Origin of the sequence: Streptomyces sp. NPDC020192 (assembly GCF_044388685.1) — a bacterium.
GTDB lineage: Bacteria > Actinomycetota > Actinomycetes > Streptomycetales > Streptomycetaceae > Streptomyces.
Window position 1 is genome coordinate 1 of the sequence record NZ_JBIRXG010000049.1, and the last position, 13,327, is coordinate 13,327.

Sequence of the window (13,327 nt, forward strand, 5' to 3'; positions counted from 1 at the left end):
CCGCTACGAGCGCAAAGCCGAGCACTTCCTCGCCTTCACCAGCATCGCCTGCACCCTCATCTGCTACCGCAGGCTTACCAAATGAGATGACTTCTTAGCCGATGCATCGCCTTCGCCGTCGGGCACAGACCCCTCCCAACCGACGACGGCACGCCGCTCACGCGACGTCCATGCGCCGCGATCGTCCGCAACAACCGCCGCGACGGGGCCATGACGGATGACAGCCGCCACGTCTGCCGGCGCGGTCCAGCCGCAGTCCGGGGGTGCCGGGCTGCGCTGGCATGGTCATCGCACGTCGACGTAGTCCGTGACCAGGGGGCTCTTGAGGTACTGGTCGCCTATGTTGCGGTTCAGGGCAACCGCCCAGGTGCCGTCCTGGGTGTCGTTTTGGGTGATGTTGAGGATCCGGCCCTTGGAGTCGGTGTCCAAGTCACTGATGTAGCGGTAGGTGGAGGCGCCGCGAGGCCGGAAGTACAGGGCGGGGCTGGCGTCGGCGAGCGGCTTCCAGGTGGTACCCGTGTAGTACTGGAGCGTGCCTTTGAGGTGGATGAGGCCGTTCCTGCGGACCGGTTCGGGGGTTACGTCGAACCCGGTGATCCGTGTGGGGTAGCGGCGTAGGTGGACGGGCTTGGTGGTGCTGCTCGCGAGGTCGGGGTTGCCGTTGAAGCGGGCACGCCAGTAGGCGTTGTTCTGCGCGGTGAATGACGCGCCGAAGACTTCCTGGAAGTTGGGCTTGTTGTAACGGATCTTCACCGGGATTGTGGAGGCGGACTTCCAGCCGGTCTTGCCGTCCTTGGAGTATTCGATGGTGACGGCGGTGTTGGACGGCCAGTGGGCACGGGGATCGCTGTACTCGATGTCTCCCGAGACGTGGAGTCGGGAGTTCTCGTCGAGCGTGGCGTCCATGGTGAGGAAGGTCGTGTATGCCACGTGGAGGCTGAAAGGCTCAGTGGCAGGCTGCAAGAACGGCGTGTCGCCGAGGACGAGTTGGCCGGTCGGCAACGGATTGTCCGAGGGGACGCGTAGGCTGTAGAACCCGTTGTCGTCCGTGGTGGTCGTCCCCCCGAACCCCTGCGAAGAGCCGGTACCTATGAGACTGAGTGACGTGTGCGGCAGCGGCTGCCAGCCGTCGGCCGTCTGGATCTCCGCACGGCCGGTGACCGTGCCCGTCGTTCCCTGGCGCAGGTTGAGGGCGTGTGTGCTCGCCGTGAACCGGGTCGGTGCCTGCACGGGGTTCATGGGCTGCTGGGGCGAGCGCAGGAGGATCGCCCCGGGGTAGGCGCTGGAGTCTTGTGGCCACGCCGTCATGTCGGCCCAGTACACGGTGGGGACGAACGAGAAGGTGAGGCGCCCGTCGGCGTCGGTCTGCGTGTTGAACCTGTTGTACGGGGAGGTGCCCTGGCAGGTGATGACGACCGGCGAGTTGGTGACCGGAACCCGTGTGCCGGGCGTCCGTGGGTCCTCGGCGAGTTCGGTACCGCTGACGGTCACTTTTTGATGGAAGTAGTCCGGCTTGGTCGGCGTCACCGTAAGGTCCGGGACAGTGAGAATGGTCTGGTACTGCAGTGTCGAGCGTGAGGCGACGCCGGTGACCGTGGCGCCGGAGGAGTCCTCCATATCGACGGTGATCCGGTACTCGCCGAGGTCCGCGAGGTGCACCGGGGCCCGCCAGACTCCAGACCGGCCGTCCGTGCCGGACTGCTGGGTGAAGTCGTCAGTGGATCCGGCCTCGGGCGCGCCGTTCGGGCTGCCGACGGGGGTGAAGTGGGCGGTGATATGGGTGATCGCATTGTCCGAGTGCGCGGTGATGAAGACCATTCCGGGATAGTCGTACCAGGCGTCCGCGTTATCCAGGACGGGTCCAGTCCCTGGAGCGGCATCGGCACGGGCCAGGGCAGGGCCGGTGAACATCGAGGTCGCCAGCGCTGTGGCAGCGGCAGTCGAAAGCAGAGCAGCACGTCGTACGTGGTATCCCCCCACAGGATCACATGACCCCAGCTCAGGGGGCCATCCGGTACCCGGCCCGACATCACCGTTGGTGCGGATCGTGACCAAGTGATGGATGAATATAGCGGCTGGATCGAACACAAGCTCTCACCGGCCACCCGAAGCGCTGAGTCACCACTGCGTGTTCGCGGACACTCGGATGCGACCGATCACAACCAGGCATCCGCTGCGCCTTCAAGAGTGAGGCTGCCGGAAGCCGGCCTGCGGCCCGGGGCTCAGTGGATCGCGGGCGCGAAGTGGAAGTTCCGGTGTCGCATCGTCCGCTGGCATCGTCCAGAATCGCGGCCTTCGACCGACGCTGCGTCAACTGGTCATCATGCGCACGTTGCGTTCACGTCGGCGCGCCACCACGGCGGCCGAGGCCGACCTGCTGACCCGAGCGCGTGATGCGCTGGGCCAGTTCTCCGGCCCCGGCACCCTCCTGGACGCGGACCACATCCGCGCACGTGGGCAGCAGATCCGAGCCGATGCGGAGCAGAGAAAGGCTCACTTCACCACGCGGCTCGGAGCCGACCGGGCGGCACCCACCGCAGACAAACCCACACCCAGGCCTTGGCAGCCGGCGTCAGCACGCCCCCAGTGCGCCCGTGACAGCACCGCTCCACGCCGTTGCACCGGGCGGAACCGAGCGAGAGATCCTTGGCGCACGCGCTTGTGGCGCCGCTCGCAACCTCCTGCCGTCGCGGACCGGGCCAGCTGCGGCGACCTCTCCACCGCGGTGCCGATGTCATCACCCGGCTGCGGTGACCGGTCAGGTCAGGTCCGCAGAGGCCTGTCGGGCAGCCTTCTGCGCCCTGTCCATGGGTTTGGCGAACTCCTCGTCCCGGCCGCGCCCCTGGTAGATCGCCGCGCTGCTCACGCCGATGGCGGCGGCGGCCGCGATGACGGTGGTGCCCGGCTTGCTCAGTCCCTCCAGGAAACGGGCCACCCGCTGGGGAGTCAGCCGGACGATCCTGCCGGCCCCGCTCGGGGGCGCGGCGGCGCTGACCGCGTCGCAGGCGGCCGCACAGACGGCGGTCGAGCACCATGTCCAGAACGCCGCCGACCACGGCTGCCCGCACCCGACCATCAGCGACCGCGCATCCGTGATGGCGGCTGCCCGCCGCGAGCAGCTGCTCGATGACCTCGAGGCGGCCGTGGGGGAGCGCTGGTGATGTCGGCTCAGGATGTCGCGGAGCGGGTCGTCGCGCTCCTGGGCTGGTCCGGCGACGTCCGTATCGTGCCGGGCGGGGACGGGACTTACGGGGCTGAGGCCCGCATCGTGCCCGACGAGGAGGCCTGGTGGCTGGCCATCGCCGTGGACCAAGCCTCGGGCGCGGCCTTGGCGCGCACTGACATCATCGACCCAGGCGGCACCCATCGCGCCCCCTACGCGATCAGCATGCCTGTCCCGGCCGAGGACACCGACGCCGTCGTCCTGGCCGTCACCGCCGCCTGCGAGGACCTGGACGGCATGGGGAACGGCGGCGGCCGCCAGAGCCTGTCCATTGCCGGCACTGTCTGGCTCCTCTTCGACGGCGGCCTCACCCGTGTTCCTCTGGAGTGCCGCCGCTGCCGGACTAGCGAGGGCTGGCATCTGACCGCCAGCCTCGACGTCGGCCTCGCGACCGTCAGGTGCGCGGCCGGACATCTCACCCGCGATCACCGGGTGTCTGTCGGCGGCATCGTCGAGGTCATCGCCCGCCACGGGAGCCGCGTCCCCGAGGACGTCGAACTCACCGGCTTCAGCACCCGGTAGTCTGCCGTTCTCTCCGCGGGCGGGCACGCGAGACGACCCTGGTGCTCCTGGCCGTCGTCGAGCTTCCACATCCAGCCTCAGCGGTTCCTACGAGCCGAGTTCCTGGCGCGTAGGAGCGCAGCCGCACGCCGGGCTCCCGGGTCGTATGGTCCGCTGCTGCAGTTGCCCACCGTGCAGCCAGCGCCTCCTTGGCTTTATTCACGGGTCGTGACAGCGGTTGTTCACGGGATCGGGAGGTACCCCGGTCGACGGTCGGGTGGGCCCAGACCTGGATGGGGTCGATGTCCCACATCTGCGGTGGCTTCCTGTTCGCGGCGAACAAGGTCGTCCTGCCGTGTCGACGATCAAGTCTTTCCCCACTTGGTGTGGTTTGGGCGTCACGCAATTCGGCAGCCCAGTGGTGACGGCGTCGATGTCGCGGCTCAGTCCGTTGATCAGGGAGTGCAGGGCGAGCAGGTCGTCGGCGATGACGCGCTTCATCCAGGCGGGCAGTTGATCGCCCCGCAGGTCGCCCATCATGGTGGCGAATGCGCGGACGTGGTGGGTGGCGGCGTCGAGTTCGGGGCAGCTGGTCCGGATCTCGTTGAGGTCGGCGGCATCATCGGCTGTCAGGTTTCCGGGGTCGGTCATGATCCAGCGGATGATGTGGCGGGGCTGTGGAGCTGGGCGGCGCACGGGTGGCACGGTGGTGGCGGCCTTGAACGGGCGGAGGTAACGCTGGACGGTCTCGATGCTCCGGCAAAGCCCAAGGCGACGATTTCCTGGTGGAGCTGGGCGCTGTTGTGACAGCCCTCGTTCCGCCGCTGGTGGAGGTGGGGCTTGTACTCGTCCAGGATGGTGGAGCGGTTCGTCGCTTTGACCAGCAGTTCGTCGATGCTGGTGGCGCGGGCGAAGCGGCGCACGGTGGACCGGTCCAGCTGCAGTGTCCGGCAGATGTTCTCCAGCGTGCTGCCGGCCTCCAGGAGCTGTTGCACGGTGGTATAGCGTTCCCTGGTCCGGGTCACCAGGCGGCGCTCTCGTCCGCAGACATCGAGCATCCCGGCCGCCGGTGCTGGCGGCGGTGGCGTCTGCCAGATGTCGTCGCTGGTCGGCGGTGCGACCGGTACGGTGTTCTCGAACGTGGTCCGGACGCAGGTGTGGTGGGCGGAGACGGTCTTTTCGACAGCCTCGCCGAGGTTGTGCCACAGATGCCAGGCGTCCGCGATCTGCACCGCTTGCGGAGCACCGCTGCAGGCGCCCTCGGCATAAGCCCCGGCACGGTCCCGGCAGATGATCTCTACTTCCGGATGGCGCTTCAGCCAGGCGGCCAGCGGTTCGGCATCCCGGCCGGGCAGCATGTCCACCGGACGCCGCCTCTCCAGATCCACCAGGATCGTGGCGTACGAGTCGCCCTTCCGCAGCGCGAAATCGTCGACACCGAGCACGCGGATCTGTCCGACTGGTTCTTCCGGCGCGGCGCGGACCAGACGTAACAGGGTGTCTTTGGCGACGCGCAGGCCCAGCATCCCGGCCAGGCGGGCTCCCGCGCGGCCGGCCAGTGCGAGAGCGATCGAGGTCAATTGCTCACGCACGAGTGGCGTGTAGCGGGCATGCGGGCTCGTCAGTCCCGAGATCTGCTCGGCAAACGTCACTGCCGGGCACGCCGGGTTCGGGCACTTGAACCGACGCACCAGCAGCTCGATCACCACTCTGGCCCCACCGACCGCGGCGTCCGCGAGCCGTCGCATGTACCGGCCGTGCACCCGGTCCGACGCACTACCGCAGTGCGGGCAGTCCGAGCCCGCCGAGCGGGCCCGCGCATGCATCGTGACCACTCCAGCCACCGCCCGCTCGACCAACTCCACCACGACACCGGCCAGATGAGGGAACAACGTCTCGAAACTCCGCGAAGAACACGCGAGCCGTGATCACAGCCACCGCTGACACCGACAGCGTGAGCGCAGCCTGGGACCTGCGCGCCGCGCAGGTCCCAACAGGGGGGCCAGCAGCGCGGGTTCGGCCCCATTCGTGCGGCATCATGGCCGGTCAGCGATGGCGTACCGGCTTAGCGGGAAGATCGCTGGGTATAGTGCAGGCGTTTCGGGGGACCGGCGACCTGGAGTTGGTCGATCTCACGCGCCACCTCGTGTTCATCGACATCCGGGGCCCTGGCGGAGCCCCGATGACCACATCGCTGAGGAGGCCGTCCCATGGAACCCGTCACGCTGATCACCGGTGGCTCGACCGGAATCGGCGCCGCCACCGCCCGCGCCCTGCTCAAGCAGGGCCACCGCGTGGCCATCACCGGACGTGACGTGGACAAGCTGGCCGCCTTCGCTGCTTCGGCCGCAGCGGGCGAGCGGCTGCTGACGATCACCGGCGACACCAGCGACGCGCACGACGTCGCCTCCGCCGTGCGCCGCGTGGTGGAGGCGTGGGGCCGACTGGACAACATCATCGCCAATGCCGGTTTCTCACTGCCCGGCAACCTGGAGAGCCACGCCCCCGAGGACATGCGCGCCATGGTCCTCACCAACGTCCTGGGCCCGGCCCTGCTGGTGCGGGAGACCCTGCCACACCTGCGGGAGTCCAAGGGCCGGATCGTGATCATCGGTTCGGTCGCCGGGGTGCGTAACACGCCTGGCAACCTGTACTCGGTCACCAAGTGGGCCGCGCACGCACTGGCCGAGAACACCCGCCTGCTGGTCGGCAAGGACGGGGTCGGTGTGACGGTCGTCGCCCCCGGGGTGGTGGACACCCCGTTCTGGGACGAGCGCGGCGGCACCCCCGAGGCGGCGCCGGTGATGACCGCCGAGCAGGTCGCGGACACGATCGTCTTCGCCGTCAATCAGCCCGCGGGCGTGGACATCAACCACATCACCATGCGGCCGACCGGACAGGTCGGCTGACGCCGCGCTCCCAACGACCGTACGACAAGGCGCCTTCGGCCCCGCCGCGTACCACGCGGTGCAGGCCGAAGGCGGGTGAGCACGCCCTTAAGTACCAGGGGCAGGGAGGTCACTTCGCGCAGCCAGGCGAGACCCTCCCGGGTGATCGAGGCGTCGAACTGCTCCTTGGATTGCCGGGCGATGGCCGGCTCCCCGTCCCGGCTGCCGTGCGAGGCGGCCATCACGTCGTGCGCCACGTTGACCGCCCGAAGGCTCGCCACCGCTGAAGAAGGGAATAGCCGGGATCTGGGCGGCTGCCCAGTCGTAGATGCGCGAACCCTTGGCTCCGTCGCCGCAGGAAAGCCGCTCCCAGGCTTCGTCGGGGGCGTCACCGATGAGTTGGTCGATGCGCCAGCAGTCGGCGAGGGACTTGACCTGCTGCGACTTCGGGACCGCGACGACGTAGCCCAGCCCGGCCTCCTCAAGCATGCGGCGGAAGTTCCAGTCCTGGCCGTAGAGGGCGTCCGCCGTCACCCAGGCGATGGGTAGGGGTGAGGCGAGCGCCCGGGTGATAAGGCTCCAGGCAAGCTCGGTCTTGGTGGCAAAGGCCCGGGCGTCGGGCACTCCTGCCGCGCGGCACCGTTCCCGGTCGGACGTCCAGGACTTCGGCAGGTACAACTCCCGGTCCACCAAGGTCCGGCCTCGCGACGAGGTATAGGCGGCAAACACGGCGACCTGGCAGTTCTCCGTGCATCCTGCCGTGCCGGAGTACTGCCGCTGCACGCCCGCCGAAGTGGTGCCCTTCTTGAGGAAGCCGGTCTCGTCGATGATCAGGACACCGTCGGGCTCGCCGAGGCGTTCGGCCACGTATTCCTGCAGGTCGTCGCGGACCTCGTCCGGATCCCACCGGGCCCGGTTCAGCAGGTGCTGCAAGTCGGCTGGGACGTCGTGGCCGACATATTCCGCAAGCTGCCAGCCGTTCTTCCGGCCGACAGGGCCGAGCAGCCCGCGCACGTAGTCCCGCATCCGCCGCCGCAGATCGACCCGGCCGAACCGGTGACCGACCCGCAACAGCACCTCCTCAAGCTCCGAAGCCCAGACACCAGGCCGCACATCGTCTTGCGTGATCAGCACAACAGTGATCAGGGGCTGCCGGTCACGAGCTTCGACCACATGACGATGCGTCAGCTGAGTATGCTCAGAAAACAGCCTCTGAACAGCGGCGATAGCGAAGTGCAACTGGAGAATCAGTACTCCAGTCTGGTTTCGTGATCTATCCGGTGGGCTCGTCGGCGGTCCGTCGTCGGGAGTGGTTGCGTCGGGCTGTTGCCTGGTGGTGTCTGCGCCAGATAGACCAGGGCGAGCGAGTGTCATCTTTCCGGCAGCACTGCCGAGCCGGTCGAGGCGGTTGTCCAGGATGAACGTGGCTGGCGCGGTGCGTCGCAGCGTGAGCGGTCCCGGTCACCGCGAGGCGGATGCCGAGCTATAGTCACGAGGTCGCGAAAAACGATGTTCCGCGGTCCACCCGCCGGACATCGCACATACATCGATGCAGATGGTTCTGATCGGTGAGCGTCTCCTTGCCGAGATCGGGCACCCCGTCCGCTTTCGGCGCTGACCATCGCCGGCGCGTGCCGGCGCAACAGAGGAGCGCAGCATGCAGAAGACCATCGCCATTGTCGGAGCAGGACTGGGCGGGCTGACGCTCGCCCGGGTACTACAGGCTCACGGCGTCGCCGCGACGATCTACGAGGGTGAGCCTTCGGCGACGACCCGTACGCAAGGCGGCCTGCTCGACATCCACGAAGAGACTGGCCAGGTCGCAGTTCGCGCAGCCGGTCTGTACGACGAGTTCCTCACTCTGGTCCGCCCGGGCGAGGACGCCAAGCGTGTGGTGGACCGCCACGGCACGATCCTGTTCGACATGCCTGCGGACCCCGGTTCGGCCCGTCCAGAGGTGGATCGTGGCGAACTGCGGCGCCTGCTCATCCACTCGCTGGCGCCCGGGACGATCAGGTGGGGTCACAAGCTCGCCTCGATCCGGCACCGTGTGGAGGGCGGCTACGACCTCACCTTCGCGGAAGGTTCCGCCACGCGCGCTGACATCGTCATCGGCGCGGACGGTGCCTGGTCGAAGGTGCGTCCGCTGCTCACCCCCGCCAAGCCTGTCTACAGCGGAACCTGCTTCATCGAGATCGCCCTCGCCTCGGGCGGCCAGGACTGCCGGGCGAGCGTGGCCGCGATCGGCAGCGGCACGCTGATGGCGGTCGCGCCGGGCAAAGGCATCATCGCGCATCGCTACGCCGACGGGCACGTGCGCGGATACGTGGCGCTGAACAAGCCCGAGGAGTGGATGAGGTCGATCGACTTCGGCGACCCGTCCGCGGGCCTCCGCCAACTTGCCGACGAGTTCGACGGCTGGTCGCCGCTGCTCACCGCCTTCGTGACACAGAGCGACGCGGAACCGTGGCTCCGACCCATCTACGCCCTTCCCGTCGGGCTTAAATGGGACAGGGCGCCCGGAGTGACGCTCGTCGGCGACGCCGCGCATCTGATGTCGCCCTTCGCCGGCGAGGGCGCGAACCTCGCCATGTACGACGGCGCGGACCTGGCGAGCAAGCTGGTTGAGCAACCCGACATCGAGGTCGCGCTCACCGCCTACGAAGAGCGGCTGTTCCTGCGTAGTGGCGACGCCGCCAGCCGCTCGGCGCAGAACCTGGAGATCTTCTTCGGCCAGGAAGCACCGCAGAGCGTAGTCACTCTGTTCGATCGCTCCTGACACCTCAGTCCGGGTTCGCGATCTTGTCGCGGACCCTGCAGGGAACGGGCACGGCCACCGCATGATCATCGGGGGGTGTGTCGACTCTTGAAGATCGTGCGGTGGCTGCACGGCATAGCCCAGAGCCTGCCCGTTGGTGGGCGATGTTCGACCAGGTCATGGCCCGGATCGCGGGCCGGTTCCGGCGGGTTGAGCCCCGCGCGTCAGCCCGCTCCTACCTGCTCGGGCTGCTGTCGGGCGTGGAGCGGAAGAACTGCTGGCAGATGGCCGAGCAAGCGGGCCATACGCGACCCGGGTCGCTGCAGCGTCTACTGCGCTATGCCTGCTGGGATGCCGAGGCGGTCCGCGACGACCTGCGTTCCTACGCCGCGGAACACCTCGCCGCCCCCGACGGTGTCCTGATCGTGGACGAGACCGGCTTCCTGAAGAAGGGCCGGTCCTCGGCAGGGGTGCAGAGGCAGTACACCGGCACTGCGGGACGCATCGAGAACTCCCAGGTCGGCGTTTCCTTGCGCTGGCAACCAGCCGGGGACGTGCTCTGATCGACCGTTTACCTGCCCGAGCAGTCATGGGCCGATGATCCCGAACGCCGCCACGCTGCCGGAATACCCGACGAAGTGCGGTTCCAGACCAAGCCCTTTCTGGCCGGGGAGATGATCGCCGCAGCGCTGGACGCCGGAATCACCGCGCCCTGGGTGACCGGTGACGAAGTCTACGGCCAGGGCCCGCGTCTCCGCGCCGTCCTTGAGGCACGCGGCACCGGCTATGTCCTGGCCGTCGCCTGCTCGACGCGGGTAAGGATCAACCACGGCCGCACTGCCGTTCGCGCGGACACCGTTGCCGGCCGGCTGCCCGTCACGGCCTGGCATCGGCAGAGTGCCGGCACCGGCGCGAAAGGTCCTCGGTACTACGACTGGGCCTGGATCCACACCGGCATCGGAGCGAACCGACACCTGCTGATCCGACGCAACCTCTCCACCGGTGAACTCGCCTTCTATCTGTGCTGGTCGCCCGCCACGGTCTCCCTGGCCGAGCTGGTCCGCGTCGCTGGTGTCCGTTGGAGCGTGGAGGAGTGCTTCCAGGCTGCGAAGAGCCAGGTCGGCCTGGACCACTATCAGGTGAGGCACTGGACCTCCTGGCACCGGCACATCACGCTCGCCATGCTCGCCTTGGCTTTCCGGACCGCCGTCGCCGCCGACGCGGCACCACAGCGGCCAGCCGGTCCGCACTACTTCGACCACAGCCTCGATCCGGTCACGCTGACCGTGCCCGAGATCCGCCGTCTCTTCGGTGCCGTCTTCAACCTGCCTGCCGTGTCGGCGGCCAGGCTGCCGCACTGGTCCATCTGGCGCCGACACCACCAGGCAACAGCCCGACGCAGTCACTACCGACGACGAACCCCCGACGGATCCGCCGGGTAGATCACGAAGCCAGACTGGAGTACTAAGTTGACCACCGGTCACGGGTAAATGAACCGGTCTGAGGCGTCCGTGGCCGGTGCGCGCCGACGGCGCAGGCCGAATGATGTGCGCACCGATCGCCCGATACGTTCACGGCCCTTCCTGTCGTGGCGCCGAGTTACCACGGTACCGCCCAGTGCGGGGAATCCGGCCAGTACGACAGCGTCGAGCGTGACAGCGTCAGGCGCTTCGAACGACAGGCTGTCGTACATGCGTTGTGCCCAGGTGGCATGCCCTGACTCGTTCGGGTGCTGGCCGCGCCAAGCGCCGTCCTTGCCGTGCAGGAACCCGGCCATCGTCTCGGCGGCGTCCTGGGCGCCGAGGAAATGCTCGGGGGCAAACACCTCCTCCGCGAACGATCCGGCCAGTTGCTGGGGAAGCGGCGTGGCGGTTATGGCGTTGAAGAAGACGAACGGCGTACCGAGGCTTCGGAGCACGGCGGCCAGGGAGCTCACCTGCGAGGCCAGCCGCCAGCTCTGCTCAATCGGCGAGACGGCGCTCTTGCGATAGGCGGCGACCAGCCGGTCGAGCCCGCGCAGGTCGTAGTAGTGCCCGGGCAGTATCTGGCGATACCCGTCCTCCACGTAGAACTCTCGCCGGGCTGGGTGCGACCAGCCTATGACGACCATCAGAGCGCCTGCGGGAAGACCTGCCCGCTGCCACCGGGCGAGGAATTCGATCGTGGTGCGCACGATCCGGTCATTCGATCCGCTGGGGACCGCGTCATTGTATACGCCCACCGATTCGACCAGTTCCGCGAGGCGGCTCGGCCAGGAATGGGCCCAGCGGTAGTGGTCGTTGTCGCATACTTTGGTTCGCGGATCGTCGTGCAGTTCGGATCCGTACGTCATGGAGCAGCCGTTGGCGTACAGGTACATGTGAATTCCCCAATCACACCGCGAGAGTCAGGCGCCAGCATTCGGGCCAGGCGCAGGTCCGTGGACTGGTGACGTACGCCCGCGGTCAGAACATCGGCACGCCGTACGCGTTCTGGAACCGGAGGGCGTCTGACCACGAGTTCACCAGTGGCTCCCCCCTGACGTTGAGGCTCGTGTTGAGCAGCATGGGGCAGCCGGTGAGCCGGTCGAATTCCTGGACCACCCGGCCGATGACCGAGTTGTCGGTGGGTCGGACAGTCTGGACCCGGCTGGTGCCGTCCACATGGCAGACCCCGGGAAACTTCTCAGAGGCACGGCAGCGCAGCACGTACTGCATGTAAGGTGTTTCCGGAAGATATGTTTCGAAGTAGTGGTGCGCCCGATCCGCGAGTACCACCGGTGCGAAGGGCCTGAACTTCTGGCGGCGTTTGATCTCGTTCACCCGGTCCTTGATGCCCGGCGAGCGCGGATCGGCCAGAAGGCTGCGGTTGCCCAGTGCTCTGGGCCCGTATTCGGCCCGGCCGTTGGCCAGACCGACCACCTGGCCCGCGGCGAGAGCCTGCGCCACCGCCGCGGCATCGACCGGCCGTTTGATGTCGTGCCCGAGATAGGGGCCCGGCCAGGGGACGAACTCCTCCGTGCGGGCCAGGGCCGCGCCGACGGCCGACCCGGCGTCGCCCGGGTTTGGCGGTATCCAGATGTCATCGAAGAGGCCGAGGGACGCCAGTTTGCCATTGAAGAGGCAGTTCAGGGCCACACCCCCGCTGTAGACGAGATTCCGCGACGGAACGTGGGCCGCGACCCACCGGAAAAGGCCTTCCAGGAATTCCTCGGTCACAGCCTGGATGCTGCTGGCCAGATCCTCGGGCTCCCTGATCTCCGGATGCCAGTCCGCCAGGCCCCGGTGCAGGTTCCTGCGCAGCCGGAAATGGGGGGGATGTGTGGGCGCCACCAACTCCCGGGCGATCAGGTCCCTGTACTTCGGCTCTCCGTACGCCGCCATGCCCATGAGGATGTATTCCTCCTCGTTGGGTTTCAGTCCGACCCGCTGCGTCATGGACGAGTACAGCAGTCCGACACTGTGGGGATAGCGCACGGAATGGACCTTGCGTAGCGCGGTGCCACGGGCGTGCCAGACGGTCAGCGTCTCCCATTCGCCGATCGCGTCCACCACGACCAGAGCGGCGTCTCGGAAGGGGGAGCAGAAATACGCCCCCGAGGCATGCGAACGGTGATGTGAGACATATCGGACCGGGATTCCGCGGAGTTGGGCGAAGGAATCGAGATGCCTCCGCACGCCGGGGTCTCCCAGGGCCGAGAACTGCCCGGCCCGCAGCTGCCTGGAACGCTTCAGCCAGGGGTGCTCGAAGTAGACGATCTCGGTCACATCGTCGGCGTAACTGAGCGCGTCCTCGATCACGGCGTTGTTGAGCAGAGGGTCATTCTTGCTGCGGCTGTACCTTTCGCTATGTGCCGCGAAGGCGATTTCCCCGCCCCGGATTACCGCCACTGCCGCGTCATGGGACAGTGCACTGACTCCGAGTGTAGATGTCACTGACGGTGCCCCCAAGGTAATCGTCCGAATCTGCTGTCAAAAT

Annotated in this window: 14 protein-coding genes and 1 pseudogene; 5 read left to right on the top strand and 10 right to left on the bottom strand. The window is 67.7% G+C overall.

The annotated features are described in order from the left end of the window. Positions 1 to 285: 285 nt before the first annotated feature. From ACH47Z_RS43165 to ACH47Z_RS43175, 3 genes are all read right to left on the bottom strand, one after another. A complete protein-coding gene (locus ACH47Z_RS43165; protein ID WP_399084793.1) occupies positions 286 to 1,818 on the bottom strand; it encodes a hypothetical protein in 1,533 nt (510 codons plus the stop codon). Positions 1,819 to 2,338: 520 nt separating this feature from the next. Beyond that, positions 2,339 to 2,497 (bottom strand): hypothetical protein, encoded by a 159-nt coding sequence (locus ACH47Z_RS43170; RefSeq protein ID WP_399084796.1) that lies wholly within the window; start codon positions 2,495 to 2,497, stop codon positions 2,339 to 2,341. Positions 2,498 to 2,758: 261 nt separating this feature from the next. Beyond that, positions 2,759 to 2,935 (bottom strand): hypothetical protein, encoded by a 177-nt coding sequence (locus ACH47Z_RS43175; RefSeq protein WP_399084799.1) that lies wholly within the window; start codon positions 2,933 to 2,935, stop codon positions 2,759 to 2,761. On the opposite strand from ACH47Z_RS43175, the gene ACH47Z_RS43180 reads away from it, so the two are divergent. Beyond that, entirely contained in the window at positions 2,907 to 3,161 is a 255-nt protein-coding gene (locus tag ACH47Z_RS43180) for a hypothetical protein (protein WP_399084802.1), read from the top strand. The genes ACH47Z_RS43175 and ACH47Z_RS43180 overlap by 29 nt on opposite strands. Continuing rightward, positions 3,161 to 3,745 carry a hypothetical protein gene (locus ACH47Z_RS43185; protein ID WP_399084805.1) on the top strand — a complete coding sequence of 195 codons (585 nt, stop codon included), beginning with the start codon at positions 3,161 to 3,163 and terminating at the stop codon, positions 3,743 to 3,745. Before ACH47Z_RS43180 ends, ACH47Z_RS43185 begins: the two co-directional genes overlap by 1 nt. On the opposite strand, the gene ACH47Z_RS43190 is transcribed toward ACH47Z_RS43185, so the two are convergent. Genes ACH47Z_RS43190 through ACH47Z_RS43200 form a run of 3 tightly spaced genes read right to left on the bottom strand, consistent with a single transcriptional unit; the run spans position 3,732 to position 5,550 of the window. Next, positions 3,732 to 4,037, bottom strand: coding sequence for a DUF6207 family protein (locus tag ACH47Z_RS43190; RefSeq protein ID WP_399084808.1), 306 nt, complete (start codon positions 4,035 to 4,037; stop codon positions 3,732 to 3,734). The two genes, ACH47Z_RS43185 and ACH47Z_RS43190, sit on opposite strands and share 14 nt — an antisense overlap. Further along, complete coding sequence (locus ACH47Z_RS43195) at positions 3,944 to 4,375, bottom strand: hypothetical protein (protein ID WP_399084893.1); 432 nt, start codon at positions 4,373 to 4,375, stop codon at positions 3,944 to 3,946. The genes ACH47Z_RS43190 and ACH47Z_RS43195 overlap by 94 nt, the downstream gene beginning before the upstream one ends. After that, positions 4,372 to 5,550, bottom strand: a complete 1,179-nt coding sequence (locus tag ACH47Z_RS43200; protein ID WP_399084885.1) for an ISL3 family transposase — start codon at positions 5,548 to 5,550, stop codon at positions 4,372 to 4,374. The genes ACH47Z_RS43195 and ACH47Z_RS43200 overlap by 4 nt, the downstream gene beginning before the upstream one ends. 384 nt (positions 5,551 to 5,934) lie before the next feature. Here ACH47Z_RS43200 and ACH47Z_RS43205 point away from each other — a divergent pair, with 384 nt between their 5' ends. Then, positions 5,935 to 6,633, top strand: coding sequence for an SDR family oxidoreductase (locus ACH47Z_RS43205; protein WP_399084811.1), 699 nt, complete (start codon positions 5,935 to 5,937; stop codon positions 6,631 to 6,633). On the opposite strand, the gene ACH47Z_RS43210 is transcribed toward ACH47Z_RS43205, so the two are convergent. Both ACH47Z_RS43210 and ACH47Z_RS43215 read right to left on the bottom strand, forming a co-directional pair. Next, on the bottom strand, positions 6,573 to 6,815 hold the full coding sequence (locus ACH47Z_RS43210) for a hypothetical protein (RefSeq protein WP_399084887.1): 243 nt from the start codon (positions 6,813 to 6,815) through the stop codon (positions 6,573 to 6,575). The genes ACH47Z_RS43205 and ACH47Z_RS43210 overlap by 61 nt on opposite strands. Further along, positions 6,721 to 7,785: an IS701 family transposase gene (locus tag ACH47Z_RS43215; protein ID WP_399084890.1), complete on the bottom strand. Its 1,065-nt coding sequence runs from the start codon at positions 7,783 to 7,785 to the stop codon at positions 6,721 to 6,723. Before ACH47Z_RS43215 ends, ACH47Z_RS43210 begins: the two co-directional genes overlap by 95 nt. A 484-nt stretch (positions 7,786 to 8,269) precedes the next feature. On the opposite strand from ACH47Z_RS43215, the gene ACH47Z_RS43220 reads away from it, so the two are divergent. Together ACH47Z_RS43220 and ACH47Z_RS43225 are read left to right on the top strand one after the other, a co-directional pair. Beyond that, entirely contained in the window at positions 8,270 to 9,391 is a 1,122-nt protein-coding gene (locus ACH47Z_RS43220; protein WP_399084814.1) for an FAD-dependent oxidoreductase, read from the top strand. 158 nt (positions 9,392 to 9,549) lie between these two features. Continuing rightward, positions 9,550 to 10,812 (top strand): annotated as a pseudogene (locus tag ACH47Z_RS43225) (IS701 family transposase). A 38-nt stretch (positions 10,813 to 10,850) separates the two neighbouring features. Here ACH47Z_RS43225 and ACH47Z_RS43230 read toward each other — a convergent pair. Beyond that, the gene (locus ACH47Z_RS43230; protein ID WP_399084817.1) at positions 10,851 to 11,729 is read right to left on the bottom strand and encodes a DUF6071 family protein; all 879 of its coding nucleotides are present in this window, start codon (positions 11,727 to 11,729) and stop codon (positions 10,851 to 10,853) included. A gap of 85 nt (positions 11,730 to 11,814) precedes the next feature. Next, positions 11,815 to 13,239 (bottom strand): carbamoyltransferase, encoded by a 1,425-nt coding sequence (locus ACH47Z_RS43235; RefSeq protein WP_399084820.1) that lies wholly within the window; start codon positions 13,237 to 13,239, stop codon positions 11,815 to 11,817. Positions 13,240 to 13,327: the final 88 nt, after the last annotated feature.

Excerpts from the sequence above, each read along its gene's own strand:
- ACH47Z_RS43165 (WP_399084793.1), bottom strand. The coding sequence starts at position 1,818 with ATGGTCTTCATCACCGCGCACTCGGACAATGCGATCACCCATATCACC.
- ACH47Z_RS43185 (WP_399084805.1), top strand. The coding sequence starts at position 3,161 with ATGTCGGCTCAGGATGTCGCGGAGCGGGTCGTCGCGCTCCTGGGCTGG.
- ACH47Z_RS43190 (WP_399084808.1), bottom strand. The coding sequence starts at position 4,037 with ATGTGGGACATCGACCCCATCCAGGTCTGGGCCCACCCGACCGTCGAC.
- ACH47Z_RS43195 (WP_399084893.1), bottom strand. The coding sequence starts at position 4,375 with ATGACCGACCCCGGAAACCTGACAGCCGATGATGCCGCCGACCTCAAC.
- ACH47Z_RS43200 (WP_399084885.1), bottom strand. The coding sequence starts at position 5,550 with ATGCATGCGCGGGCCCGCTCGGCGGGCTCGGACTGCCCGCACTGCGGT.
- ACH47Z_RS43205 (WP_399084811.1), top strand. The coding sequence starts at position 5,935 with ATGGAACCCGTCACGCTGATCACCGGTGGCTCGACCGGAATCGGCGCC.
- ACH47Z_RS43220 (WP_399084814.1), top strand. The coding sequence starts at position 8,270 with ATGCAGAAGACCATCGCCATTGTCGGAGCAGGACTGGGCGGGCTGACG.
- ACH47Z_RS43230 (WP_399084817.1), bottom strand. The coding sequence starts at position 11,729 with ATGTACCTGTACGCCAACGGCTGCTCCATGACGTACGGATCCGAACTG.